General features: G+C 74.9%; 19 protein-coding genes. 13 read left to right on the top strand and 6 right to left on the bottom strand.

The window, feature by feature from the left end; all coding sequences use genetic code 11:
• Positions 1-3 precede the first annotated feature (3 nt).
• Genes ACI790_RS06615 through ACI790_RS06590 form a run of 6 tightly spaced genes read left to right on the top strand, consistent with a single transcriptional unit; the run spans position 4 to position 3,706 of the window.
• The gene (locus ACI790_RS06615; RefSeq protein ID WP_456568998.1) at positions 4-1,116 is read left to right on the top strand and encodes a protein-glutamate methylesterase/protein-glutamine glutaminase; all 1,113 of its coding nucleotides are present in this window, start codon (positions 4-6) and stop codon (positions 1,114-1,116) included.
• Entirely contained in the window at positions 1,113-1,937 is an 825-nt protein-coding gene (locus tag ACI790_RS06610) for a CheR family methyltransferase (protein WP_456568997.1), read from the top strand. Before ACI790_RS06615 ends, ACI790_RS06610 begins: the two co-directional genes overlap by 4 nt.
• Complete coding sequence (locus ACI790_RS06605) at positions 1,937-2,320, top strand: response regulator (protein ID WP_456568996.1); 384 nt, start codon at positions 1,937-1,939, stop codon at positions 2,318-2,320. The genes ACI790_RS06610 and ACI790_RS06605 overlap by 1 nt, the downstream gene beginning before the upstream one ends.
• Positions 2,317-2,859, top strand: a complete 543-nt coding sequence (locus ACI790_RS06600) for a chemotaxis protein CheX (RefSeq protein WP_456568995.1) — start codon at positions 2,317-2,319, stop codon at positions 2,857-2,859. The genes ACI790_RS06605 and ACI790_RS06600 overlap by 4 nt, the downstream gene beginning before the upstream one ends.
• Positions 2,856-3,218 (top strand): response regulator, encoded by a 363-nt coding sequence (locus ACI790_RS06595; protein ID WP_456568994.1) that lies wholly within the window; start codon positions 2,856-2,858, stop codon positions 3,216-3,218. Before ACI790_RS06600 ends, ACI790_RS06595 begins: the two co-directional genes overlap by 4 nt.
• Entirely contained in the window at positions 3,215-3,706 is a 492-nt protein-coding gene (locus tag ACI790_RS06590; RefSeq protein WP_456568993.1) for a hypothetical protein, read from the top strand. Before ACI790_RS06595 ends, ACI790_RS06590 begins: the two co-directional genes overlap by 4 nt.
• A 121-nt stretch (positions 3,707-3,827) precedes the next feature.
• Here the strand turns inward: ACI790_RS06590 and ACI790_RS06585 are convergent, their stop codons facing one another.
• Entirely contained in the window at positions 3,828-4,286 is a 459-nt protein-coding gene (locus tag ACI790_RS06585; RefSeq protein WP_456568992.1) for an ATP-binding protein, read from the bottom strand.
• Positions 4,287-4,527: 241 nt separating this feature from the next.
• Between ACI790_RS06585 and ACI790_RS06580 the strand changes: the two genes are divergently transcribed.
• A complete protein-coding gene (locus tag ACI790_RS06580; protein WP_456568991.1) occupies positions 4,528-6,306 on the top strand; it encodes a SpoIIE family protein phosphatase in 1,779 nt (592 codons plus the stop codon).
• Positions 6,307-6,351: 45 nt separating this feature from the next.
• Here ACI790_RS06580 and ACI790_RS06575 read toward each other — a convergent pair whose 3' ends face one another.
• Positions 6,352-7,545 carry an AAA family ATPase gene (locus tag ACI790_RS06575; protein WP_456568990.1) on the bottom strand — a complete coding sequence of 398 codons (1,194 nt, stop codon included), beginning with the start codon at positions 7,543-7,545 and terminating at the stop codon, positions 6,352-6,354.
• Positions 7,546-7,745: 200 nt separating this feature from the next.
• Here ACI790_RS06575 and ACI790_RS06570 point away from each other — a divergent pair, with 200 nt between their 5' ends.
• The 4 genes from ACI790_RS06570 to ACI790_RS06555 all read left to right on the top strand — a co-directional run bounded on the left by ACI790_RS06570 (position 7,746) and on the right by ACI790_RS06555 (position 16,615).
• On the top strand, positions 7,746-8,117 hold the full coding sequence (locus ACI790_RS06570) for a phage holin family protein (RefSeq protein WP_456568989.1): 372 nt from the start codon (positions 7,746-7,748) through the stop codon (positions 8,115-8,117).
• Positions 8,118-8,188: 71 nt separating this feature from the next.
• Positions 8,189-13,201 carry an NAD-glutamate dehydrogenase gene (locus ACI790_RS06565; protein ID WP_456568988.1) on the top strand — a complete coding sequence of 1,671 codons (5,013 nt, stop codon included), beginning with the start codon at positions 8,189-8,191 and terminating at the stop codon, positions 13,199-13,201.
• 208 nt (positions 13,202-13,409) lie between these two features.
• Positions 13,410-15,254, top strand: a complete 1,845-nt coding sequence (locus ACI790_RS06560) for a glycoside hydrolase family 15 protein (RefSeq protein ID WP_456568987.1) — start codon at positions 13,410-13,412, stop codon at positions 15,252-15,254.
• The gene (locus ACI790_RS06555; protein WP_456568986.1) at positions 15,251-16,615 is read left to right on the top strand and encodes a glucose-6-phosphate dehydrogenase; all 1,365 of its coding nucleotides are present in this window, start codon (positions 15,251-15,253) and stop codon (positions 16,613-16,615) included. Before ACI790_RS06560 ends, ACI790_RS06555 begins: the two co-directional genes overlap by 4 nt.
• 136 nt (positions 16,616-16,751) lie before the next feature.
• On the opposite strand, the gene ACI790_RS06550 is transcribed toward ACI790_RS06555, so the two are convergent.
• Entirely contained in the window at positions 16,752-18,167 is a 1,416-nt protein-coding gene (locus ACI790_RS06550) for an amidase (protein WP_456568985.1), read from the bottom strand.
• Between the two features lie 64 nt (positions 18,168-18,231).
• Between ACI790_RS06550 and ACI790_RS06545 the strand changes: the two genes are divergently transcribed.
• A complete protein-coding gene (locus tag ACI790_RS06545) occupies positions 18,232-19,914 on the top strand; it encodes a DEAD/DEAH box helicase (RefSeq protein ID WP_456568984.1) in 1,683 nt (560 codons plus the stop codon).
• A gap of 24 nt (positions 19,915-19,938) precedes the next feature.
• On the opposite strand, the gene ACI790_RS06540 is transcribed toward ACI790_RS06545, so the two are convergent.
• The 3 genes from ACI790_RS06540 to ACI790_RS06530 form a co-directional block, all read right to left on the bottom strand.
• Positions 19,939-22,539, bottom strand: a complete 2,601-nt coding sequence (locus tag ACI790_RS06540; RefSeq protein ID WP_456568983.1) for a SpoIIE family protein phosphatase — start codon at positions 22,537-22,539, stop codon at positions 19,939-19,941.
• Positions 22,540-22,678: 139 nt separating this feature from the next.
• Positions 22,679-23,425: a peroxide stress protein YaaA gene (gene yaaA, locus ACI790_RS06535; RefSeq protein ID WP_456568982.1), complete on the bottom strand. Its 747-nt coding sequence runs from the start codon at positions 23,423-23,425 to the stop codon at positions 22,679-22,681.
• Positions 23,426-23,447: 22 nt separating this feature from the next.
• Complete coding sequence (locus ACI790_RS06530) at positions 23,448-24,236, bottom strand: exodeoxyribonuclease III (protein WP_456568981.1); 789 nt, start codon at positions 24,234-24,236, stop codon at positions 23,448-23,450.
• Between the two features lie 164 nt (positions 24,237-24,400).
• Here ACI790_RS06530 and ACI790_RS06525 point away from each other — a divergent pair, with 164 nt between their 5' ends.
• Positions 24,401-25,990 (top strand): LCP family protein, encoded by a 1,590-nt coding sequence (locus ACI790_RS06525; RefSeq protein ID WP_456568980.1) that lies wholly within the window; start codon positions 24,401-24,403, stop codon positions 25,988-25,990.
• Positions 25,991-25,993: the final 3 nt, after the last annotated feature.

Below are 25,993 nucleotides of genomic sequence, written 5' to 3'. Positions count from 1 at the left end.
CGTGTGAACCCGATCAGGGTGATGGTGGTCGACGACTCGGTCGTCGTCCGCAAGATCGTCACCGACGTGCTCTCCGCGGATCCGGGCATCGAGGTCGTGGGCACCGCCGTCAACGGCAGGATCGCCGTCGGCAAGCTCGAGCAGCTCCGGCCCGACCTGGTCACCATGGACATCGAGATGCCGGAGATGAACGGCATCGAGGTGGTCCGGGCGATCCGCGGCATGCGCAACCGGGTGCCGATCATCATGTTCAGCACGCTCACCGAGCGCGGCGCCACCGCCACCCTCGACGCCCTCTCCGCAGGGGCCAACGACTACGTCACCAAGCCGGCCAACGTCGGCAGCGTGGCCCAGTCGATGGAGAGCGTCCGCGAGCAGCTGATCCCCAGGATCAAGGCGCTCACCGGCCGTCCGGTGACGGCGACGGCGCGCGTCGCCGCGCCCGTGGTCCCGCCGCCGCGCCCGGCCGCCCCGCGGACCGGGCCGGGCAAGAAGCCGGCCGTGCTCGTCATCGGATCCTCCACCGGGGGACCGGAGGCGCTGGCCCGCGTGCTCCCGGCGCTGCCGGCCGACCTGCCGGTGCCGGTCCTCCTCGTGCAGCACATGCCCCCGGTCTTCACCCGCCAGTTCGCCCAGCGCCTGGACCGGCTGTCCGCGCTGCGCGTGGTGGAGGCGGTGGACGGCACCCCGCTGGTGCCCGGCACGGTCCACCTCGCTCCCGGCGACCACCACCTGGCCGTCCGCGCCAACGGTCGCGCGGGGTTCACCACCTCGCTCGACCAGGGGCCGCCGGAGAACTTCTGCCGCCCCGCGGTCGACCCGCTCTTCCGCTCGGCCGTCGCGGCCTACGACGGCGCCGTCCTCGGTGTGGTCCTGACCGGCATGGGCGCCGACGGTCGCAACGGCTGCGGAGAGATCCGCGCCGCCGGCGGCACCGTGGTGGTGCAGGACCAGGCCACCTCGGTCGTGTGGGGGATGCCGGGCGCCGTCGCCCAGGCCGGTTCCGCCGACGAGGTGCTGCCGCTCGACCGGATCGCCGAGGCGATCCAGCGGCACCTCTCCGCCGCCGCATCGCTGAACTCCGGAACCGCTGTGGCCGTGGGAGGTCGTCGATGAGTCTGACCGCGACCAGTTTCGACTGGGTCCGTGACCTCGTCCGCAAGGAGAGCGCCATCGTCCTCCAGCCGGGCAAGGAGTACCTGGTGGAGGCCCGCCTCCTGCCGATCGCCCGGCAGATGGGGTTGACCGACGTCTCGCGGCTGGTGGAGACCGTCCGGGTGCGCCCGGACGCCGACCACACCCGCCGGATCGTCGAGGCGCTCACCACCAACGAGACCTCGTGGTTCCGCGACGGCGACCCGTTCACGGCGCTGACCTCCACCGTGCTGCCGGCCCTGCTGCCGGCGCGCGGGGCCAACGAGCGGCTGCAGATCTGGTCGGCGGCGTGCTCCAGCGGCCAGGAGCCGTACACGATCGCGATGCTCCTGGACGACGCGCTGCCCGACGCCGCCTCCCGGGTGTCGATCACCGCGACCGACCTCTCCCGCGAGATGGTGCAGCGCACCCGGGCGGGGCGGTTCAGCCAGCTCGAGGTCAACCGCGGGCTGCCCGCGCCCATGCTGGTCCGGCACTTCAGCCGGGCGGGCACGGAGTGGGAGGTGTCGGCCACCCTCCGCCGGATGGTCCACGCCACCGAGTGCAACCTGGCCGCCCCGCTGCCGCGGATGGGCCCGTTCGACGTGGTCTACCTGCGCAACGTCCTCATCTACTTCGACCTGCCCACCAAGCAGTCGATCCTCCGCCGCGTGCGGGACCTCATGCGACCTGACGGCTGGCTCTTCCTCGGCGCCGCCGAGACCACCCTCGGTGTCGACGACTCGTGGGAGCGGGTCGTCGTCGGCCGCAGCTCCGCCTACCGCCTCCTGAAGGGGAAGTGATGCGTGCCTTGGTGATCGACGACTCCCGCGCCATGCGCCGGATCGTCACGGGGATCCTCACCGACCTCGGCTACGAGGTCCGCGACGCCGGCCACGGCGGGGAGGCCCTCGGCGTGCTGACCGAGGGCTGGGTGCCCGACCTCGCCACGATCGACTGGAACATGCCCGTGATGGACGGCCTGCAGTTCGTCTCCGCCGTCCGCGCCAACCCGGCCTGGCGCCGGATGACGATGATGATGGTCACCTCGGAGAGCGAGCACACCCAGATCGTCCGCGCGCTGGCCGCCGGCGCCCACGAGTACATGATCAAGCCGTTCACCGCCGACGCCTTCCGCGACAAGCTCGCGCTGCTCGGCCTGCTCCCCCAGGAGCTGGCCCTGTGAGCACGATCGACACCGGTGAGCGCCGGCGCGCCGGCGACGCCCGCCCGGTCGTCCCCGACCTGATCGACGAGAACACCGTCCTGTCGATCGCCGGGGAGACCTGGATCTCGCTGGTCGGCGAGGAGGAGGTCCTCCTCCCGCTGCCGGCCCCGCTGCCCGGCGACGTCCTGGCCGGCTGGGTCGACGTCGTCGGTCCCTGGACCGGCAGCGTCGTGCTGACCACCGGCCGGGCCACTGCCGAGGAGCTCTCCCGGGCGCTGCTCCGGGCATCCGCGCCGGAGGTCCTCGACGAGGAGGACGTCGCCGACGCCTTCGGCGAGATCGCCAACGTGGTCGGCGGCGGCGTGAAGGCGGCGCTGCCCGGCCCGTCCGCGCTCAGCCTGCCGCAGGTCGGCACCGCACCCCCGGTTCGCAACCCGGACGACGTCTGCCGCATCGACGTCGTCTGGCGCGGCGAACCGCTCTCGATCTCCGTGCAGGGCGCTCTCCCGCCGCTGCCGGTTCCTTCCCCCATCCGCCAGAACGAGGTGCTCCCGTGAAGATCCTGATCGCCGACGACAGCCGCGTGATGCGGCAGATCGTCATCCGCACCCTGCGTCAGGCCGGGTACGACGACCACGACATCGTCGAGGCCGAGGACGGCGCCGACGCACTGGCCAAGGTCGGCTCGGAGAGCCCCGACCTGATCCTCTCCGACTGGAACATGCCGAACATGAGCGGCATCGAGTGCCTGCAGGCGCTGCGGTCCTCGGGCTCGGCGGTGCCGTTCGGGTTCGTCACCTCGGAGGGCTCGCCGGAGATGCGGGAGAGGGCGGCCGACGCCGGCGCGCTCTTCCTCATCGCCAAGCCGTTCACCGAGGACACCTTCAAGGAGCACCTGGACGGGGTGATCGCGTGACCGCCCCCGCCGTCGTGCAGCTGCCGGCCGCCAAGGCAGTGCGCGACATGCTCACCGGGCTGGTCGGCAAGGCGGTGAACGTCGCCCCCGGCGCCCCGGTGACCCCGACGCCGGAGCGGCCGGTCTCGGTCGCCGTCTACGTCGACCCGCAGATGGGCGTCAACGCGCTGTGCCTGATGGACCTGGGCGCCTCCGCCTACACCGGTGGCGCGCTGGCGCTGCTGCCCCCCGGTGGGTGCCAGGACGCCGTCGAGGAGGACGGCGAGCTGACCACCATGCAGCTCGAGGCCCTGCACGAGGTGGTGAACGTGCTCTCCGCGCTGTTCAACACCCCGGGCGCCCCGCACTCGAAGCTGCACCGGCTCTACGCCCCGGGCGAGGAGCTCCCGGGTGACCTCGTCGGGATGCTCGCCGCCTTCAATCGGGTGGACCTCGCCATCGAGGTGCCCACCTACGGCAAGGGAGCGATCTCCTTCGTCGTCCCCTGACGCCGAAGTCCTCGTGCCGGACCCCCGCCGCCTCCGGGCGGCGGGGGTCCGCGCACGTCGTGGTTGCACGTGGAACACGGTCGTCGCTGATCGCGGTCCGGCAGGACCGCGGCGGCACCGCTCAGGCGAGGGCGTACTCGCGCTCCGCGGTGGTCGGCAGGCAGGCCCACACGTGCTTGCAGTCCTCGTCGACGTACCAACCGTGAGCGACCGAGAGCCGGGCCACCAGCTGCAGGCCCATGCCGCCCTTCGCCGGGTCGCGGTCGACCACCGGCGCGGGCATCGACTCGGGCGCCCGGTCGCTCACGTCGAGCAGCCAGCCGCCGCTGCCGGCCACGACGGTGGCCACCACCGGCGACTCGCCGTGCCGGAGGGCATTGGAGGCGAGTTCGTCGAAGGCCAGCACCAGTTGCTCGCTGGCCGGGTCGTCCGCGTCGTCGTGCGGCAGGCCGACGCCCTCGAGCCGGGAGCGCAGGCCGGCCCGGGCGGCGGGCAGCTCGGCCAGGGCGGCGAGCCGCCAGCGCCAGACCTCGCCCCGTCCGTCGGGCAGCGGGCGCAGTGGCCACGCGAGTCGCCCCATGCGCTCCCCCTCGAGTCCGGCATCCGACGGTTCCGGGTGTGCCCGGTGCGGGCCGGTGTCAACCCCTTCCCGCGCGGTGTTCGACCACCCGGTCCCGGCGTTCCGCGCGGAGTTCTGGTGGTTGTGGGCACCGTCACGTCTCGCTCCGACGGGGGGAACGGCCCCTCCACCGTTGCGTCCGCCCCGGTCAGGCGGCAGGCTGGGACCCAGGTGGCCGCACGTGCGCCCGGATCGGAGCGGCGTGGACGGCACATCCCTGGACGACGTGGCTCCGCCGCTGGGCGGCGTGCTGCTCCAGGCGGTCGAGGGCATGGACCGCCCGATGTTCGTCCTCGACGCCGACTGGCGCTTCCGCTACGTCAACCCGGCCGGCGCGCGCGTGCTCGACCGCCTCGTCCCCGAGCTCCTCGGCCGCGACATCTGGGCCGAGTTCCCCGAGGCCGTCGGCGGACCGTTCGAGCTGCTCTACCGCCAGGTGCGCCGGACCGGCGAGTCGGGCAGCACCGAGGCCTGGTTCGCGCCGCTGGGCAAGTGGTTCCGGGCCGACGCCTTCCTCACCGGTGCCGGGCTGGTCGTCACCTACGACGACGTGACCGCGCGCCGGCGCACGGAGGACGAGCGGGCCGCCGCCGTCGCGGCCCGCGAGCAGGCCGCCGCCGAGGCCGCCCGCGCGGCCCGCGAGGCCGAGGAGACCGGCCGGCACCTGATGCTGCTGGGCGACATCAGCCAGGCGATGACCTCCACGCTCGACCCCGACGAGGCGGTCGACCGGTTCGCCGCCCGCGTCGTCCCGCAGCTGGCCGACTGGTGCCTGGTCAGCGTGGTCGACCCCGACGGCACCCGGCGCGACGTCGGCCGCGCCCACCGGGACCCGTCGCTGGTCGAGGCGATGCACCGCTACGCCGACGCGCGGGTCGCGTCGAACGCGGCCACCGCCCCGGTGCCCGTGGCGCTGCGCAGCGGGGCGCCGGTGGTGATCGCGCAGCTCACCGAGGAGCACTTCGAGACGATGATCGCCGACCCGGTCAGCCGGGCGGCCCTCGAACCGCTGCGGCCGATGGCCGTCGCGGCGTTCCCCCTGATGGCGCGCGGCGAGGTGTTCGGCGTGCTGACCCTGGTGAACGGCCCGGAGCGCGGTGCGCACACCGGCACGGAGCTGCGCACCGCGGAGATCGCCTCGCGACGGGCCGCCCTCGCCCTCGACAACGCCCGGCTGGTGGCGCTCAACCACCAGGTGGCCGAGCGGCTGCAGCTGAGCCTGCTCTCCCCGCCGGTCCAGCCGGACTGCCTGGAGCTGGCCGTGCGCTACCGCGCCGCGACGCAGGGCATCTCGATCGGGGGCGACTGGTACGACGCCTTCCTCCAGCCCGACGGCGACACCGTGCTCGTCATCGGTGACGTGATGGGCCACGACGTCGAGGCCGCGGCCGCCATGGGGCAGATCAAGACGCTGGTGCGCGCCATCGGCTACGACCGGCTCGAGGAGCCGGCCGGGCTGCTGCGCCGGGTGGACCAGGCGCTGCTCGGGCTGGCCGTGCCGGCCATGGCCACCGCTCTGGTCTGCCGCGTCGAGCAGGGGGACGCCGAGCGCGCGGCCGGGATCCGGCGGCTGCACTGGGCCTCGGCGGGGCACCCCGATCCGATGCTGCTGCTCGCCGACGGGGAGGTCCGCGACCTGTCGGTCCGGGTCGGCCCGCCGCTGGGCACCGGCTGGGTGGACCAGCTCGCCGACGGTCACGCGCCCATGCCCGACGACAGCACGCTGGTGCTGTTCACCGACGGGTTGTTCGAACGGCGCGGGCTCCCGCTGGACGACGGGCGGGCCCGGGTGCGTGCGGTGCTGGAGCGCTCGGCCGGGCTGTCGCTGGCCGACCTGTGCGACCGGCTGCTCGAGGAGCTGCTCGGGGCGGGCGCGGAGGACGACGTCGCCGTCCTGGCGGTGCGCGCGCACCCGCTGGGCCGCCCGCGCGCGCTGGCGGCCGGCCCCGAGAACCTGCCACCGGTCGCCCGGTCCGCCTGATCGCCGGCGCCCGCGCGGGCCGGGACGGCGCGCTGCTGCGGACCCCTACTCGGGGTGGCGCAGCAGGAAGCGGCCGAAGTGCGGCACCGTGAAGGCGATCTGGCCGCGCTCGGCGGAGTAGACCAGGCCCTTCTTGATCAGCGAGTCGCGGGCGGGGGAGAGGGACGCCGGCTTGCGGCCCAGGGCGACGGCCACCTCCGACGTCGCGACCGCCGCACCGCCGGGGCCGCCCAGCTCGGCCATCGCGTGCATGTACTCCCGCTCGGCGGGCGTCGCGCGGTCGTAGCGGGAGCCGAAGAAGCCCACCGCGAGCTCCGCCTCGGCGACGGGCGCGGCCATGGCGACGTCGGCGGCGGTGATGGGGGAGGAGGCGGCGACGTCCCAGGTGACCTTCCCGTAGGCCTGCACGAAGTAGGGGTAGCCGTCCGCGGCCGCGTAGAGGGCGTCGAGCGCGGCCGGCTCGAACTCCACGTCCTCGCGCTCCGCGGGGGCGAGCAGGGCGCGGTCGGCCGCCGCGCGGTCCAGCCGGTCGATGCGCAGGTAGCGGAACAGCCGCTCCGAGTAGCTCTTCGACGCCGACAGGACGGCCGGCAGGTGGGGCAGGCCCGCGCCGACGACGATCAGCGGCGCGCCCTGCTGGGACAGCTCGTGGCAGGCCGCGCAGATGGCCGAGACGTCGTCGGGCGCGATGTCCTGCATCTCGTCGATGAACAGCGCGATGCCGCTGCCGATGTCCGCCGCCACCCCGGCGGCGTCGCTGAGCAGCTCGACGAGGTCGATCTCCATGTCACCGGAGTCGGCCCGCCCCGTGGCCGCGGGGGCGTCGATGCCCGGCTGCCAGCGGTCCCGCACCTTCGCCTCCGTCGGATTGACCCGCTGGGCGAACGCCTTGACCACGCCCAGCACCTCGGTGACCGACTCCTGGTCGCCGTGCCGGGGACCCAGCTCGCGCAACGCCATGTGCAGCGCGGAGGAGACCGGTCGGCGCAGCGACTGCTCGGGGCGCGCCTCGATCTTCCCGGTGCCCCAGCCGCGCGCGATCGCGGCCGACCGCAGCTGGTTGAGCAGCACCGTCTTACCGACGCCGCGCAGCCCGGTGAGCACCAGGGAGCGCTCGGGCCGGCCGCGGGCGATCCGCTCGAGCACGACGTCGAACGCCGACAGCTCGCCGTCCCGGCCGGCCAGCTCGGGCGGGCGCTGGCCCGCGCCGGGGGCGTAGGGGTTCCGCACCGGGTCCATGTCGAGCACCGTATGCCGTCGTCTAGGACCCGGCGTAGAGATCGGTAGAACGACCTGCGCGTGTCGCGTGGGGCGGGTGGGCCGCGTGCGGCAGCACGGGGAGTCGACCGCCGTCTGCGGCTCTCTAGCGCCTCGTCTAGACACGGCCAGACGATCCGATGTCCCGCAGGAGCGGCCGTCCCGCCGCTAGCGTCGTCCCCGTGATCAAGTTCCTGCTCAAGGTCGTCGTCTTCGCGGCGGCCTTCTACGGGCTGACCTACTTCGACGTGCTCCCGGGGCTGGAGGTGCTGCCGAACCCGGACGGCCCGCTGGGGGAGTACGGCAGCTACCTGTGGATCGGGCTCATCTTCGGGGTGGTCAACGCCCTCGTCGGCCCGGTGCTGCGGCTGCTGTCGCTGCCGTTCGTGCTGCTCACGCTGGGCCTGTTCCTGCTGGTCATCAACGCGGCGCTGCTCGGGCTCACCGCGGGGATCACCGACCGGCTCACCATCGACGGGTTCGGCACCGCCCTGATCGGTGGCCTGATCCTCGCCGTCGTCGGCTGGGTGGCCGACCAGCTGCTCGACCGCTGAGCTCCCGGACGGAGCGGAGGCCTCCCGCGTCGCCGTGACGGGGGTCTCACCGGCCAGTACCGTGGCCGGACATGGCCAGTGACACCGGTGTGGCCCCGGAGACCCGGGGAGGCGACCGGGACGGCGCTCCCGCGGGCGGCTCCCTGACCGAGCTGGCCGCCCTGGAAGCCGGCCGCGACGAGAAGAAGCTGCTGCTGCGCGAGGCGGCCCGCGCCGCCGTCGCCGGAGCCGGGCGCGGGCCGGTGGAACTTCCCGCGGGATGCAGCGCCGAGGACCTGCCGTCGTTCCTGCAGCGGTACTTCTGGAGCGAGCCCGCCGAGGAGGTCCTCGGCACGGAGGCGGCCGACCTCGCCGCCCTCGCCCTGGGCCACCTGGCCCTCGCCGAGGTGCGGCCGCCGGGGGCCGCGACCGTCGACGTCCGCCCGGTGACGACGGGGCGGGGCGCCGGCCGCGCGCTCGTCCGGCTGGTCACCGACGACATGCCCTTCCTCGTCGACTCGGTCACCGCCGAGGTGGTCCGCCAGGGTTTCGCCATCGAGCACGTCGTCCACCCCGTCCTCGTGGTCCGCCGCGACCTGCGCGGCAGGATCACCGCCTTCTGCGACAGCGGGGACCCCGCCGAGTGCGGCAGCGACGCGCTCGCCGAGTCGTGGATCGCCGTCCTCCTGGACGGACCGCTGGACGGCGAGGCGGCCGACGACCTGGTCGCCGGGCTGCGCACCGTGCTCGACGACGTGCGGGCGGTGCACGAGGACGCCGACCGGCTCCAGGAGCGGGTCCGGGAGCTGGCCGGGCGGGTGGAGGCCGCGGTGCCCGCCGGCGGCCCGGCTACCGGCGGCGACCCGGCCGACGACCCCGCCGAGGCCGCGGCGCTGCTGCGCTGGCTGGCCGACGGCAACTTCGCCCTGCTCGGGGCCCGCGAGGTGGAGCTGGCGGGAGAGGGGCGTTCCGGCGTCCAGCCCGTGCCGGGCAGCGGCCTGGGCGTGCTGCGCAGCGACGTCGACATGAGCGGCGCGGCCGGCGGCACCCCGGAGGCCGGCCAGGCGCCGGGCAGGCACCTGCTCGACGTCACCAAGGCCGACATCCGCTCCACGGTGCACCGGCGGGCGTGGCTCGACCTGATCACCGTCACGCTGCCGGGCGAGGCCGGTGGCGCCCGGCGGCAGCACCGGCTGGTGGGGCTCTTCCCGTCGGCGGCCTACACCAGCAGCGTCCTGGACATCCCGATCGTCCGGCGCCGGGTCGCCGGGGTGATCACCGGATCCGGCGTCCCGGCCGACAGCCACACCGGCAAGGCGCTGCTCGAGGTCCTGGAGACCTACCCCCGCGACGAGCTGATGCAGGTGGGGGCCGATGAGCTCCTGCCGGTGGCGATGGCCGTCCTGCACCTGCAGGAGCGGCGGCAGACCCGGCTGTTCCTCCGGCGGGACCCCACCGGCCGGTTCTGGTCCGCGCTGGTCTACCTGCCCCGCGACCGGTACACCACCGCCGTCCGGCTGGCGATGCAGCAGCTGCTGCTCGAGCGGCTCGGCGGGGCCGGGATCGAGTTCACCGCCCGCTCCACCGAGTCGGTGCTGGCCCGGCTGCACTTCGTGATCCGGCTGCCGGTGAGCCGGCAGGGGGCGACGCCGCCGGTCGACGTCGACGTCGAGCGGCTGCAGGCCGAGCTGGCCGCGGCCGCGCGCAGCTGGACCGACGACCTCGCCGCCGCCCTGTCGGCGCGCTTCGGCGCGGATGCCGAGAAGGTCTTCGCCCGGGTCGCCGACGCCTTCCCCGGCGCCTACCAGGACCACTTCCCGGCCGACCGCGCCGTGGAGGACCTCGTCCGCCTCGAGGGCCTGGCGCAGGACGACCTGGCGCTGCGGCTGTGGACGCCGGCCGGCGCGGCCCCGGGCGAGCGCCGGCTGTCGGTGTACCGGGTGGGGGAGCGGCTGCTGCTGTCCCAGATCCTGCCGATGCTGCAGAACATGGGCGTCGACGTCGTCGACGAGCGGCCCTACGAGATCGACCGGATCGGCGCGCCGCCGACCTGGATCTACGACTTCGGCATCGCCGTCCCGCCGGTGGACCCGCCGCTGCTGCGCTCGCTGCCCGAGCGGTTCACCGACGCGGTGGGCGCCGTCTGGCGCCGGCAGGCCGAGGACGACGGCCTGGGCGCCCTCGTCCTGCTCGCCGGGCTGACCTGGCGGCAGGTCACCGTGGTGCGGGCCTACGTGCAGTGGCTGCGCCAGGCCGGGCTGCCGTTCAGCCAGGCCTACGTCGAGCGGACGCTGGCCGCCCACCCCGGCGTCGTGGCCCGGCTGGTCGCGCTGTTCGAGACCCGCTTCTCGCCCGGGCGCGGCGCCGGCCGCGAGGCCCGGCAGGCCGAGCTGGTCGAGGCGCTGCGCCGGTCGATCGGCGAGGTCGCCTCCCTCGACGCCGACCGGGTGCTCCGCTCGCTGCTCGCCGCGGTCACCGCGACGCAGCGCACCACCTACTACGCCCCGTCGTCCGCCACCTCCCCGGTGCTGGCGCTCAAGCTCGACCCCGCGGAGGTGCCCGACCTCCCGGAGCCCCGGCCGGCGCACGAGGTGTGGGTCACCTCGCCGCGGGTGACGGGCGTGCACCTGCGGTTCGGCGCGGTGGCCCGCGGCGGGCTGCGCTGGTCCGACCGCCACGAGGACCTGCGCACCGAGGTGCTGGGCCTGGTCAAGGCGCAGATGGTGAAGAACACCGTGATCGTGCCGACCGGCGCCAAGGGCGGCTTCGTGGTGAAGAACCCCCCGCCGGACGGCGCCTCCCGCGAGGAGGTCGTCGCGGAGGCCCAGGCCTGCTACCGGCTCTTCGTCGGCGCCCTGCTCGCGCTCACCGACAACCTGGTGGACGGGGCGGTCGTGCCGCCGGAGAAGGTGGTCCGGCACGACGGCGACGACAGCTACCTGGTGATCGCCGCCGACAAGGGGACGGCGACCTTCTCCGACCTCGCCAACTCGGTGGCGCTCGAGCGCGGTTACTGGCTGGGCGACGCCTTCGCCTCCGGCGGCTCGGTGGGCTACGACCACAAGGCCATGGGCATCACCGCCCGCGGCGCCTGGGAGTCGGTGACCCGCCACTTCCGCGCGCTCGACCTCGACGTGCAGCGGGAGGAGTTCACCGTCGTCGGCGTCGGCGACATGTCCGGTGACGTCTTCGGCAACGGCATGCTCCTGTCGGAGCACATCCGGCTGGTGGCCGCCTTCGACCACCGGCACGTGTTCGTCGACCCGACCCCCGATGCGGCGGCGTCGTTCGCCGAGCGCCGGCGGTTGTTCGACCTGCCCCGCTCCTCGTGGGCCGACTACGACACCTCGCTGATCAGCGCGGGCGGCGGCGTCTGGCCGCGGACGGCGAAGTCGATCCCGGTCAGCGAGCAGACGCGCGCCGCCCTCGGCCTGCCCGGCGACGTCACGGCGCGCCCGCCGGTCGAGCTGATCCGCGCGGTGCTGCTCGCCCCGGTGGACCTGCTGTTCAACGGCGGGATCGGCACGTACGTGAAGGCCGCGAGCGAGAGCCACCTGGAGGTGGGCGACAAGGCCAACGACGCGGTGCGCGTGGACGGCAGGCAGCTGCGCGTCCGGGTCGTGGGCGAGGGCGGCAACCTGGGCCTCACCCAGCGCGGCCGGGTGGAGTACGCGCTCACCGGCGGCCGGCTGAACACCGACGCCATCGACAACTCCGCCGGCGTGGACACCTCCGACCACGAGGTGAACATCAAGATCGCGCTCAACCGGGTGGTAGACGAGGGGCGGATCGACGCCGCGGGCCGGGCGGCGCTGCTCGGCGAGATGGCCGACGACGTCGCGGCCGCCGTCCTCACCGACAACCACGCGCAGAACGCCACCCTCGCCGGGGAGACCGCTGCGGCCCGCAGCCTGCTGGACTCCCACGAGCGGTTCATCCGGTCGCTGGAGCGCTCCGGGCGGCTCAACCGCGCCGTCGAGGCGCTGCCCGACGACCGCGGGCTCACCGAGCGTCGGCGCGACGGGCAGGCGCTGACCGGCCCGGAGCTGTCGGTGCTGCTGGCCTACGCGAAGCTCCAGACCAGTGACGCGGTGCTGGCGTCGTCGCTCCCCGACGACCCCTCGCTGGAGGAGCTGCTGGTCGAGTACTTCCCGGCTCCGCTGCGCGACCGGTTCCCCGTCGCGATCACCAGCCACCCCCTGCGCCGGGAGATCATCGGCACCGCTTTGACCAACCGGGCGGTCAACATCGCCGGCGTCACCGGGCTGTACCGGCTCACCGAGGAGACCGGGGTGCCGCTGGCGACGGTGGTGCGGGCCCACACGGTCGCCCGCGCGGTGTTCGGCATCGACCGGATGTGGGACGCCGTCCGCCCGCTGGACAGCCAGGTCTCGGCCGCCGCCCAGGTGGAGGCGCGCACCGAGGGGACCCGGCTGGCCGAGCGGGCCACCCGCTGGCTGCTGCGCCAGCCCGACCTGACCGCCGAGCACCCGCTCCCGCTGGCCGAGGTGACGGACCGGTTCGCCGCACCGGTGGCCGAGGTGGAGGCCGGCCTGCCCGGCTGGTTGCTGGGCGCCGAGGCCGAGTCCTACGCCTCCCGGGCCGGGCGGCTGCAGGAGGCCGGCCTCCCCGCGGAGTTGGCCGCCCGCGTCGCCGCCGCGCCGCTGATGCCGGCCGCCCTCGACCTCGCCGTGGTCGCCGAGCGCACCGGGGCACCGGTGGCCCTCGCCGGCCAGGTGATGCAGCGGCTGGCCGAGCGGCTGGGGCTGGTGAACCTGCGTGAGCTGGTGATCGCCCTGCCGCGCGACCGCCGCTGGCCGTCGATGGCCCGCGCCTCGCTGCGCGACGACCTCGCCATGGAGCAGGCCTCGCTCACCGAGGACGTGCTCAGCGGACGCGCCTCCGACGCCGAGCGGCCCGACGAGCTGGTGGTCCGGTGGGAGGAGGGCTGGGACATCGCCCAGCACCGCGCCGCCGGGCAGCTCGCCGACATCACCGCGGGCGACCGGCAGGAGCTGGCCGAGCTGCTGGTCGCCGTCCGGACGCTGCGCGGGCTGCGCCGTCGCCGCCAGGCCCGCCGCCTCCCCCGCCCCGGCGAGCAGTAGCCGCCGGCGCCCGGTTTCTCGCCCGGATGCGCACGGCTGCTGTTCCGGGCGGGGTGATTCCCGCCGTCGTGTGCATATCGGCGGGTATCAGGCTCTCTAGGTGGGCTGCTAGAAAACCCTAGATCGCCCGAGTCGCGGGACGGGGGATTGGCCGGTGGCTGCGCGGGCACCGTCGAACGGACCCGTGCCGACGACCCGAGGACCGCCCGTGCCGCTCCGCCCGATCGACCGCACCGACGGCTACCTGCCCATCGAGGACCACGGCCTCATCGGGGATGGCGTGACCTGCGCGCTCGTGGGCCGCGACGGCAGCATCCCCTGGTTGTGCCTGCCGGCCTTCGACAGCCGGCCGTTCTTCGCGGGCATCCTCGACGCCGGGCGCGGGGGCAGCTTCGGCATCGCCCCGGCCGGCCTGCGGGAGTCGGCCCAGCGCTACCTGCCCGACACCGGGATCCTGGTGACCGAGATGCAGGGCGCCGGCGGGCGTCTCGAGCTGACCGACTGCATGACCCTGCGGTCGGGGTCGGACCTGGGTGAGCAGGTGGAGTCGGGCCGCGGAGAGCTGCTGCGCCTGGCCCGGGCGGTCGGCGGGAGCCAGGAGGTCGACGTCCACCTGACCCCGCTGGACGGCGTCCAGGTGCGGCGGGAGCTCGGTGCCTGGCGCATCCTGTGGCCGGCGCACCCGGAGCTGGAGCTCTACCTGTGGTGCTCCCACGAGCTCGCCGTCGACCGGGCCGGCGCCCTGCGCGCCCGGGTCCGCCTGGCCAAGGGGGAGCTGCTCACCTGCACGCTGCACTGGTCGGGCCAGACGCACACCCGGTCGCGGTCCGCGCCCCAGCGGCTGGTCGACCAGACCGCCGCCGCCTGGCGGAACTGGGCCGGCTGCATCCACTACGACGGCCCGCAGCGCGATCTCGTGCGGCGGTCCGCGCTCACGCTCAAGCTGCTCGACCACGCCTCCACCGGCGCGATCATGGCGGCGGCGACCTCCTCGCTACCGGAGGAGATCGGCGGCGTGCGCAACTGGGACTACCGCTACACCTGGATCCGGGACGCCGCGTTCACCACGTACGCGCTGCGCCGGATCCGGATGCACGAGGAGGCCGACTCGTTCCTCGCCTGGACGCTGCGCAACGTCGAGCGCGACGACCGGACCAGCATCGTCTACACCCTCGACGGCCGGCGGCCCGGCCTCGAGTGGGAGGACCTGGCCCTGTCCGGGTACCGCGGGTCGGGGCCGGTCCGGTGGGGGAACGGTGCGGCCCGGCAGGTGCAGCACGACGTCTACGGCGAGCTGCTCGACGTCGCCTACCAGTGGGTGCGCGCCGGCGGCGAGGTCGGGCCGGCGCTGTGGCGGGCGCTGTGCGAGCTGACCGAGCAGGCGATCGCCAACTGGCGGACGCCGGACAACGGGATCTGGGAGATCCGCGACGCCGGCCGCCCCTTCACCTACTCCGTCGCGATGTGCCACGTCGCCGTCGACCGGGCGCTGCGGATCGCGGAGCTCTGCGGGCTGCCGCATCCGCAGGGGGAGTGGCGGCAGGAGGCCGACTTCATCCGGGCCACCCTGCTCGAGGAGGCCTGGGATCAGGAGCGGGGCACGTTCACCGAGCACCTCGCGCCGTCGGGGCAGCCGAACCGGGGCGGCCTGGACGGCTCCCTGCTCACCCTGCCGCTGCGCCGGGTCGTCGCCGCTGACGACCCCCGCATGGTGGCGACCACCGAGGCGGTCCGCCGGCACCTCGACGCCGGGGACGGGCTGCTCTACCGCTACCTGCACGGCGACTCCCCCGACGGGCTGCCCGGGGGCGAGGGCGCGTTCCTGCTGTGCAGCTTCTGGCTGGTCGACAACCTGACCGGCCAGGGCCGGCTGGACGAGGCGCACCAGCTGTACGACTCGCTGTGCGGGCGGGCCAACGAGGTGGGCCTGCTCGCCGAGGAGATCGATCCGGGCACCGGGGCGTTCCTCGGCAACTTCCCGCAGGCGTTCAGCCATGTCGGGGTCATCACCAGCGGCTGGAACCTGGCCCGGGCCGAGGAGGCGCGGCGGTGAGCCGCTCCTTCCTCGTCCTCGGCGGCACCGGCGACCTCACCGGGCGGCTGCTGCTCCCGGGGCTCGCCGAGCTGGTCGACGCCGGCGTCCTGGAGCAGCCGGTCGTCCTGGCGGTGAGCCGGGAGGACTGGTCCGACGACGAGTACCGCGACTGGGCCCGCGCACGGCTGGCCGAGCACGCCGGCCACGTGCCCGAGGAGTCCCGCGAACGGCTGGTGGGCCGGCTGGGCTACCGGCACGGCGACGTCACCCTGCCCGCCGACCTGCGGGCCGCCCTGCAGCGGGCCGGCGGGGTGCCCGTGGTCTACCTGGCGCTGCCCAACACGGTCTTCCTGCCGACGCTCGAGGCGCTGGCCGAGGTGGGGCTGCCGGAGGGGGCGGTCGTCGCCGTCGAGAAGCCGTTCGGACGGAACCTCGACGACGCCCGGGCGCTCAACGCCGTCCTGCACCGGCTGGTGCCCGAGGAGTCGGTGTTCCGCACCGACCACTTCCTGGCGATGCAGACGGTGCTCAACATCCTCGGCCTGCGGTTCGCCAACCGGATGTTCGAGCCGCTCTGGAACGCCCAGCACGTGGAGCGGGTCGACATCGTGTTCGACGAGACGCTCGGGCTGGAGGGCCGGGCCGGTTACTACGACACCGCCGGTGCCCTGCGCGACATGCTGCAGAACCACCTGCTGCAGATGCTGGCCGTCGTGGCGATGGAGCCGCCGACGGCGATGGACGCCCGCTCGCTGGCAGCCCGCAAGGCCGACGTGCTGCGTGCCGTCCGGTCGCCGGAGGACCCTCTCCGCGACACCGTGCGCGCCCGGTACACCGCCGGCACGGTCGGCGGCCGGCCGCTGCCCGACTACACCGCGGAGGCCGGCGTCCAGGCCGACCGCGGCACCGAGACCTACGCCGAGTACACCGTCGGCATCGACAACTGGCGGTGGGCGGGCGTCCCGTTCCGGCTGCGCTCCGGCAAGGCGCTGGGCGCGGACCGGCACGAGATCGTGCTGCGCTTCAAGCCGGTGCCGCACCTGGCCTTCGGCCGGGAGGACGGCGAGGGCCCGCCCGAGCCCGACGTCCTCCGGCTCCGCCTGGACCCTGACGGCATCAGCCTGGAGCTGAACCTGAACGGGGCGGGCGATCCCTTCGACCTGGAGCGCCGGGCGCTCGAGGTGGACCTGCCGCCGGCCCGGCTCTCCGCCTACGGGCTGCTGCTCCAGGAGCTGCTGGCCGGGGAGGCGGCGCTCTCCATCAGCGACGTCGAGGCCGAGGAGTCGTGGCGGATCGTCGAGCCGATCCTCGCCGCGTGGGCGGCCGGCGACGTGCCGCTGCTGGAGTACCCGGCCGGCTCCGACGGCCCCGCGCAGTGACGCCTCCCGCCCGCGCCGTCCCGGAGTCCGCCGATATGCGCACGACGGCGGTTGTCCGCGCCGCACAACCGCACCCATCCGCATATCGGCGACTCTCGGGCCGTCTAGCTCTTCCGCTAGAGAAGCGTAGAACAGGTCAGAGGGCGGGACGGCGCTCGCCGAAGCGGGTGGCCTGCTCGAACGCGTGGCCGACCTCGAGCACCCGCCGCTCCATCCGCGGCGCGGCGACGACCTGCAGCCCGACCGGCAGCCCGTCCGGCGTGAACCCGCCGGGCACCGAGAGCGCCGGGCAGCCGGTGGGGGAGAGCAGCGTGCAGGAACGCATCCACTCCAGGTAGTTCTCCTGCGGCACGCCGCCGATCTCGGTCGGGTACTCGATCTCGACCGGGAAGGGGAGCACCTGCGTCGTCGGCGCGAGCAGCACGTCGTAGCGGGTGAAGAACTCCACGACCCGCTCGTGCAGCGCGGTGTGCAGCTGCTCGGCGCGGGACAGGTCGGCGCCGGTGAGCTTCGCGCCCAGCGCCGCGTTCCAGTGGATCGACTCCTTCACCTGGTCGGGGTGCTTGCGGGCCAGCTCGGAGAACGAGGCGTCGAACAGCCAGGCCCGCAGCGTGCCGAACACGTCGTCGGCGCCGGAGAGGTCGGGGCAGTCCTCGGTCACGTGCGCGCCGAGCTCCTCGAACACCGGCAGGGACGCCGACAGCACCGCCGTGATCGCCGGGTCGACCGTCACCCGGCCGCCCAGGTCCGGCGCCCAGGCCACCCGCAGCCCGTCCAGCCGCTCGGGCAGGGGGGCCAGGAACGCGGCCGGGTCGGAGTCCAGCGCGATCGGCACCCGCGGGTCGGGGCCCGCGAGCGCGGACAGCTGCAGCGCCACGTCGGCGACGGTGCGGCCCATCGGCCCCTGCACCGAGAGCGTCGACCAGCCCATCGGCGCCGGCCACGTGGGCACCCGGCCGGGCGTGGGCCGCAGCCCGACGACGTTGCAGAACCCCGCGGGGTTGCGCAGCGAGCCGCCCATGTCGCTGCCCTCGGCCAGCGGCACGAAGCCCGCGGCCAGCGCCGCGGCGGCCCCGCCCGAGGAGCCACCGGCGGAGAGCCCGTGCCGGTAGGGGTTGTGCGTCGCGCCGAACAGCGGGTTGAAGGTGTGCGAGCCGGCCGCGAACTCCGGCACGTTGGTCTTGCCGATCCGGATCGCGCCCGCGGACCTCAGCCGCGCCACCACCAGCTCGTCCCGCGCCGGCACGGTGTCGCGGTGCAGCGGCGAGCCCCACGTCGTCCGCATGCCACCGGTGGCGTGGGTGTCCTTGTGCGCGACCGGCAGGCCGTGCAGCGGGCCGAGCGGCTCCCCGGCCGCCTGGGCGGCGTCGGCGGCGTCGGCGGCGGCACGGGCGCCCTCGGCGTCCAGCGTCACGATCGCGTTGACCTGCGGGTCCAGCCGCTCTATGCGCGCCAGGTGCGCGTCGAGCAGCTCCCGGGCGGACACCTGGCGGTCGCGCACCAGCGCGGCCAGCTCCGTTGCGGGGCGGGTGCAGAGCTCGTCGTCGGTCACCCCCGGCAGCCTGCCAGAAGCCCGGGTGCGCGTGGTCGCGGCATCGGGGGAACGATGTGCGGTGATGACCGACGAACGAGCTCCCGCCGACGGCGACACCACCTTCGAGGACCTCGGGCTGCGCCCGGAGCTGCTGGCAGCCCTCACCACCCTCGGCTACGAGGAGCCCACGCCCATCCAGCGGGAGGCGATCCCGCCGCTGGCCGCGGGGCGCGACCTGCTCGGCCAGGCCGCGACCGGCACCGGCAAGACCGCCGCCTTCTCGCTCCCGGTGCTGCAGCGGCTGCCCGCCCACCGCACCGACCGCGCTCCCGTCGCGCTGGTGCTGGTGCCCACCCGCGAGCTCGCCGTCCAGGTGTCGGAGGCCCTGCACCGCTACGGCCGCGACCTGGGCGCCCGCGTGCTGCCCGTCTACGGCGGCGCCCCGATCGTCCGCCAGCTGCGCTCGCTGGAGTCGGGCGTCGACGTCGTCGTCGCGACGCCCGGCCGGGCCCTCGACCTGCTCAACCGTGGCGCGCTGCACCTGGGCGAGATCACCACGGTGGTGCTCGACGAGGCTGACGAGATGCTCGACATGGGCTTCGCCGAGGACCTCGAGGCGATCCTCGACGAGACCCCCCGGCAGCGGCAGACCGTGCTGTTCTCGGCCACGATGCCGCGCCGGCTGGACGCGCTGGCCCGGCGGCACCTCTCCGATCCGGTGCGCATCACGATCGCGCGGGAGACCGCCCGGCCCGGCGAGGCCCCCCGGGTCCGGCAGACCGCCTACGTCGTCCCGCGCGGCGCCAAGCCGGCCGCCCTGGGCCGCATCCTCGACGTCGAGGCCCCGACGGCGGCGATCGTCTTCTGCCGCACCCGCGAGGAGGTCGACTCCCTCACCGAGACGCTCAACGGCCGCGGCTACCGGGCCGAGCCGCTGCACGGCGGGATGAGCCAGGAGCAGCGCGACAAGGTGATGGGCCGGCTGCGCAGCGGGACGGCGGACCTGCTGGTGGCGACCGACGTCGCGGCCCGCGGGCTGGACATCGAGCAGCTCACCCACGTCGTCAACTACGACGTCCCGTCGGCGCCGGAGTCCTACGTGCACCGCATCGGCCGGGTGGGCCGGGCCGGGCGCGAGGGCATCGCCATCACCCTGGCCGAGCCGCGCGAGCACCGGATGCTCAAGACCATCGAGAAGGTCGCCGGCGCCCCGATCTCCGTGCAGACCGTGCCCACCGTCGCCGACCTGCGCGCCCGGCGGCTCGACCTGACCCGGGGCGCGCTCCGGGAGAGCCTGCTCGGTGACGACCTGGACCGGTTCCGTGTCGTCGTCGAGACCCTCGCCGACGAGTTCGACCTGATGGAGGTCGCGCTGGCGGCGGTCAAGCTGGCCCACGAGGCGGCGGGGCCGGTCGACGACGACGAGGAGATCCCGCAGGTCTCCTTCCGGCCCGAGCGCGACGACCGGGGCGGACGGCGGCCCGAGGGGCGGGGCGAGCGGCCTGCGCGCGGCCGCAGCTCCGGTGGGCCCTCGGCCCGGCTGTTCGTCGGGGTCGGCCGGGACGCCGGCATCCGGCCCGGCGACCTGGTCGGCGCCATCACCGGCGAGACCGGGCTGACCGGCCGCGACGTCGGGTCGATCGAGATCCACCAGCGGTTCGCGCTGGTCGAGGTGCCCGAGTCCGCGGCCGACGAGGTCGTGCAGGCGCTGCGGGCCACCATGATCAAGGGCCGGAAGGCCCAGGTGCGCCGCGACCGCGCCTGACCAGCCCCGCCTGCGCAGGGGCGGTCAGCGCGCCGCGGGGTCCGGCGGCACGGTGGGGGGCACGCGGGTCGGCCCGGCCTCCGCCGGCCGGGGGCGGTCCTGCGGGTGCAGCCGGACGGCGACCAGCGCGACGTCGTCCTCGGGGCGGCCGTGGACCAGCCGCTCCAGCAGCTCGTCGAGCAGCGGTTCCAGCGGCAGGTCGGCCAGCTCGGCCAGCGCCTCGCGCAGCCGCAGGATGCCCGCGTCGAGGTCGGAGTCGCGGCGCTCGACGAGGCCGTCGGTGTAGAGCAGCACCGTCGACCCCCGGTCGAGGGTGACGACCGTCTCCCGCCGCTGCGCCGCGGGGTCGACACCCAGCAGCAGGTCGCCGCTCCACTCGCCCAGCTCCGCGACCTTCCCGGCCGGGGTGATCATCAGCGGGGGGAGGTGGCCGGCGTTGGCCCAGCGCATCCGCGTCACGCCCAGGTCCACCTCGTCGGGGGTCTGCTCGAACCGGGCCACCGCCGCGGTGGCCAGGGTGGGGATCTGCAGCGTCGTCATCGAGGCGTCGAGGCCGCGCAGGACCTCCTTCGGCCCGGCGTCGCTGTAGGTGGCCACCCCGCGCAGCAGACCGCGCAGCTGGCCCATCGCCGCCGCCGCCTCGGTGTCGTGACCGACGACGTCGCCGATCACCAGCATCGTCGCGCCCCCCGGCTGCAGGAAGGCGTCGTACCAGTCGCCGCCCACCCGGGCGGCCTCGGCGGCGGGGAGGTACCGCACCGCGATCTCCGCGTGGTCGGGCTCCGGCGGCTCGGTGAGCAGGCTGCGCTGCAGCCCCTCGGCGAGCTGCTGCTGGGCGGTGTAGAGCCGGCCGTTGTCCAGCGCCAGGCCGGCCCGGTCGGCCGCCTCCTGGGCGGTCGCCACGTTCTCCGCGCGCAGCGGGGTGTCTTCGCCGTAGTAGATGGTCAGCAGTCCGAGCGTGCGGTTGCGGCCGCGCATCGGCAGGATGACGGCCTCCCGCGGGGCGAGCCGGGTCAGCAGGTCCTTCGCCTCGCCGGGCGGCAGGAGGGCCAGGACGTCCTTCCCGCTGCTGCGGTTCTGCCGCCCGGTGCGCAGCGAGTCCGCGGCGGGCGAGTCCGCCGGCATCGAGTCCATCCGGACCTGGCTGTAGCGCTCCAGCAGCGGGCGCTGCTCAGGATCCCGGTGCCAGGAGCCGACGTCGTGCGGGCGCCCCTCGGGGTCCACCACCGTGACGATGCAGAAGTCGGCGAGCGCGGGGACGACGAGCTCGGGCAGGTGGGACATCGCGCCCTGCTGGTCCAGCGCGCCGGCGAGGTCGGCGCTGACGCTGGCCAGCAGCGCCAGCCGCTGGGCCGCGCGCTCGGCCTGCTCCTCCATGCGCCGCCGCTCGGTGACCTCCAGGAAGTACACCGACAGGCCGTCGGGGCTCGGCCACGCCCGGAGCTCGTACCAGCCGTCCAGCGGCGGCGGGTAGTAGGCGTCGAAGGAGATGGGCCGGCCGGTACGCACCGCCTCCCGGTACCGCGTGTCGAACACGCTGTCGACGGCGTCCGGGAACGCCTCCCAGAGCTCCCGGCCCAGGAGCTCCTCACGGGTGGTCCGCAGCAGCCGCTCCGCCTCGGCGTTGACGTGGGTGAACCGCCACTCGCGGTCCAGGCTGTAGAAGCCGGCCGGCATGGCGTCGAGCGTGCGGGTGACCAGGGTCGCCGCCTCCCGCGCCCCGGTGATGTCGTAGGCGGCGCCGAGCGCGCGCGCGGCCCGGCCGTGCCGGCCGGCCACCGCCCGGCCGCGGGCGTGCACCCAGCGGGTCTCACCGTCGGGGCGGACCACCCGGTAGGTGGCGTCGTACTCGCCGCAGACCTCGATCGCCTGCTGCAGGGCCTCGCCCACCCACTGCCGGTCGTCGGGGTGCAGCCGCTCGTTGAACGCATCGATCGTCCGGTCGAAGCCCTCGACGTCGTAGCCGAACATGGCGATGAGCTGCTCGTCCCACGTGAGGACGCCGGTCGTCAGGTCCCACTCCCAGGTGCCCACGCCACCGGCCTCGGTCGCCAGCTCCCAGCGCAGCCGGTCGTTCTCGTACTGCCGCAGGAGGCTGGACAGCTCCAGCTCGGTCATCACCGAGGCGGCGAGCTGGCGGAGGACGGCGACCTCCGAGTCGGCCCACGGCCGGGGTTCGGGGTCGAAGACGCAGAGCGCGCCGACCGGGCTGCCGCCCGCGTCGGTGAGCGCGACGCCGAGGTACGAGCCGACGGTGCCGGAGCGCACCGGGGGCAGCCCGTCGACCCGCTCGTCGGTGCGGGCGTCGGGGACGACGAGGGCCTCACCGATGGGGAGCGCCGCGGTGATCGTGCACAGCGACTCCTCGAGCGGGCCGGTGCTCCCGACGTCGACCCCGTCGGTGCCCGCGGCGATCAGCTGGACGTCGGCCAGCAACGACACCTGGCTGCCCGAGGTCCCCAGGAGGTGCGCGGCGAGCGCGGCCAGGCGATCGAGGCCGGGCCCGTCGGCGAGCGGCAGCAGTCGCTGCGCGGCGTCGACCCGGACGCGGTCGCGCCGCAGCCGGGCCGCGGCCCGGCTGCCGGGGTCGTCCCCCGTCTGGGCCGTGCGGTCCGTTCCGTCCACCGAAGCCCTTCCACCCCGGCGGTCGCCGGATCGCAGACCAGCGCGCCGCGGCTGTTCGGGCCACGTGGTCCCCGCAGTTATGTCACGGAGAGCCGGTTGCGTGCAACCAACCCCGGCGACCGGGGGCGAGACATCGGCCTCAGGAGGCCGGCACCACCAGCGTGAACGCCGTGCCGCCGTCATGTTCCACGTGCAACCCCGCGCGGCGCAGCAGCCTCCGCAGCCCTCCGGGGTCCGACGGCTCGGCGGTCGTGGTGGCGAGCAGGCGGGCGAGCCGGCCCTTGTGCGCCTTGTTGAAGTGGCTGACGACCGCCCGGGTGCCGTCGGGACGCTCGCTGAGGACGGCGACGGTGACGGCGCCGGGGACCGGGGCGAGCGCGGCGTACGAGCCGCTGCGCAGGTCGACGACGAGCCCCTGCGTCCCGGCGAGCACGGGCCCGAGCGCCGGCTTCCACAGCGCCCGCAGCGGAGGCAGCCCGGGCAGGGCCGACCCGGCCGACAGCCGGTAGCCGGGGATCCGGTCGCCGCCGGCCACGAGGCCGAAGAGGGCGGATCCCACGGCCAGCCGGCGATCGGCCCGCGCACGCTGCGCCCGGGTCAGGGTGGTGACGTCCAGCGCGTCGTAGAGCACGCCGGTGTAGCGGTGCAGCGCGGGCAGGGTGCCGGAGGTGAACAGCGCCGCGTTGCGGGCGACCTCGTCGTCCTGCTTCGCCGAGAGCCCGAGGGCCGCGCGCGACGCCGGGACGTCGTCGGCGAGCTGCACCAGGGCTCCGGCGAGCGCGGTGCGCACCGGGGTGAGCTCCGGCGCGGTCAGCGAGCCGAGGTCGAGCGGGGCGCCGTAGCCCCCGGGGGCCTTGGTCTCCGACGGGGGGAGCAGGACGAGCACGGGACGCCAGGCTACGGGCCGGTCAGGCCAGGTCGACGACCACCGGGGCGTGGTCGCTGGCGCCCTTGCCCTTGCGCTCCTCGCGGTCGATGAAGGCGCCGGTGACCCGGCCGGCCAGCGCCGGGGAGCCCAGTACGAAGTCGATCCGCATGCCCTCGCGGCGCGGGAAGCGCAGCTGCGTGTAGTCCCAGTAGGTGTAGACCCCCGGCCCCGGCGCGTGCGGACGCACCACGTCGGCGTACCCGGCGTCCACGACGGCCTGGAACGCGGCCCGCTCCGGCGCGGAGACGTGCGTGGAGGTGCTGAAAACCGACATGTCCCAGACGTCGTCGTCCTGCGGCGCGATGTTCCAGTCGCCGACCAGGGCCACCGGCGCGGACGGGTCCTCGGCCAGCCAGCCCGCGGCGCTGCTCCGCAGCGCGGCCAGCCACTCGAGCTTGTAGGCGTAGTGCGGATCGGCGAGCGTGCGCCCGTTCGGCACGTACAGGCTCCACACCCGCACCCCCGCGCAGGTGGCGGCCAGGGCGCGCGCCTCGCAGGTGGTGTCCTCGCCCCAGCAGGGCTGCCCCGGGAAGCCGACGGTGACGTCGTCGAGGCCGACGCGGGACAGGATCGACACCCCGTTCCACTGCGAGTAGCCGACGCGGGCGACCTCGTAGCCCAGCGAGGTGAACCGCTCCTCCGGGAACTGCTCGTCCCGGCACTTGGTCTCCTGCATGGCCAGGACGTCGACGTCGTGCCGTTCCAGGAAGGCCGCCACGCGGTCGGCGCGGGTGCGGATCGAGTTCACGTTCCAGGTGGCCAGGCGCACGGGCCGGAGCTTACGGAGGGCTGCCGACGTCGACGGCGCCCGCGCCCGGCCGGCCGCGTCGCCGGATCGGGCGGTCCCGGCCGGGGGCGCGGCCGACCCCGCCCCCACCTGGCCGAACGGTGCCATCATGGCCGGATGAGCAGGCCGGACGGAGGGGACGCGGTATGACCGCCGGGGCGACGCCTCCTGCTCGCGGCGGTGGTGCCACGGTCGGAGGGTCCCCGCAGGGCCGGCGGAGCTTCGGCGCGGCGCTCGGCTGGACCGTGCTGGGCGCACTGGTGCCCGGCACCGGTCTCCTCGCGGCCGGCCGCCGCCGGCTCGGTGCCGTCGTCCTGACCGTCTTCGTGCTGCTCCTGCTCGCCGGCATCTGGCTGGCCACCGGCGGGCAGCGGTTCGCCGCCCGCACGCTCGTCGACACCGACGCCCTGCTCTGGGCGACGGTCGGGGTGGGGGTGCTCGCGGTGGCGTGGACCGCCGTGGTGGTCGCCGGCTACCGGATGCTCGTCCCGCCCCGGACGTCGCGCGGGCGGCGCGTCGCCGGCGGCGTGGTCGTGGCGCTCCTCGTGGCCGCGATCGTCGCTCCGGCGGTGTTCATCGGGCAGCTGGCGGCGACGTCCCGGGACCTCATCGCCGGCGTGTTCGGCGACGACCGGAGGTCGGCGACCGTGAGCGACGGCCCGGACGACGACGCCGAGCTCTTCGGCGGCCGGGAGCGGGTGAACGTGCTGCTGCTGGGGGGCGACGGCGGCGAGGGCCGGGAAGGCGTCCGCACCGACACGGTGATCGTGGCCAGCGTCGACACCGGGACCGGTGACACGACGCTCATCAGCCTGCCGCGCAACCTCGAGGAGCTGCCCTTCCCGGCGGACAGCCCGCTCGGCGAGGTCTACCCCGACGGCTTCGACGCCGGGAGCGAGAGCGAGAGCCTGCTCAACGCCGTCTACCGCAACGGCCCGGCGTGGTACCCCGACGTCCTGGGCCCCACCGACGACCCCGGGGCCGACTTCCTGAAGCTCGGCGTCGGCGAGGCCCTCGGGCTGCGCATCGACTACTACGTGCTGGTGAACCTCGAGGGCTTCAGCCGGCTGGTCGACGCGCTCGGCGGGATCACGGTGAACGTCAACTACTACGTGCCGATCAACGGCGACCCGGGCACCGGGCAGTTGCCCGACGACTACATCGCCCCGGGGCCGGACAAGCGCATGGACGGCTTCACAGCCCTGCAGTTCGCCCGCGGCCGGTTCGGGCTCACCGACTACGACCGCATGGCGCGGCAGCGGTGCGCGATCTCCGCGATCGTGGACGCCGCCGACCCGGTGACGCTGCTGCAGCGCTACCAGGAGCTGGCCGCGACGACCGAGGACATCGTCAGCACCGACATCCCGCGCTCGCGGCTCGACGACTTCGTCGACCTGGCCTTCCTGGTCAAGGACGCCGAGATCCGCAGCCTGGTCCTCGACCAGACGGTGATCGAGCCCGCCTACCCCGATTACGACCTCATCCGGCGGCTGGTCGATGAGGCGATCGACCCCCCGCCGGCCACCTCGCCGTCGCCGTCGCCCGCAGAGGGCGCCGAGCCCGCGGAGGGCGCCGAGCCCGCGGACGGCACGGAGCCGGCGGACGGCACCGAGCCCGGCCCCGCGCCGGCCGAGGCGGCCGGTCCGGTCACAGACGTCGCCGACGCCTGCGCCTACGACCCCGCCCGGGCGGCGGAGGCCCGCGCCGAGGGCGAGCCGCCGACCCGCCAGGGCTGACCG

This window comes from Blastococcus sp. SYSU DS0539, from assembly GCF_054050855.1.
The sequence above is the reverse complement of the archived record's forward strand: the minus strand, read 5'-3'. Positions and strand labels throughout refer to the sequence as shown.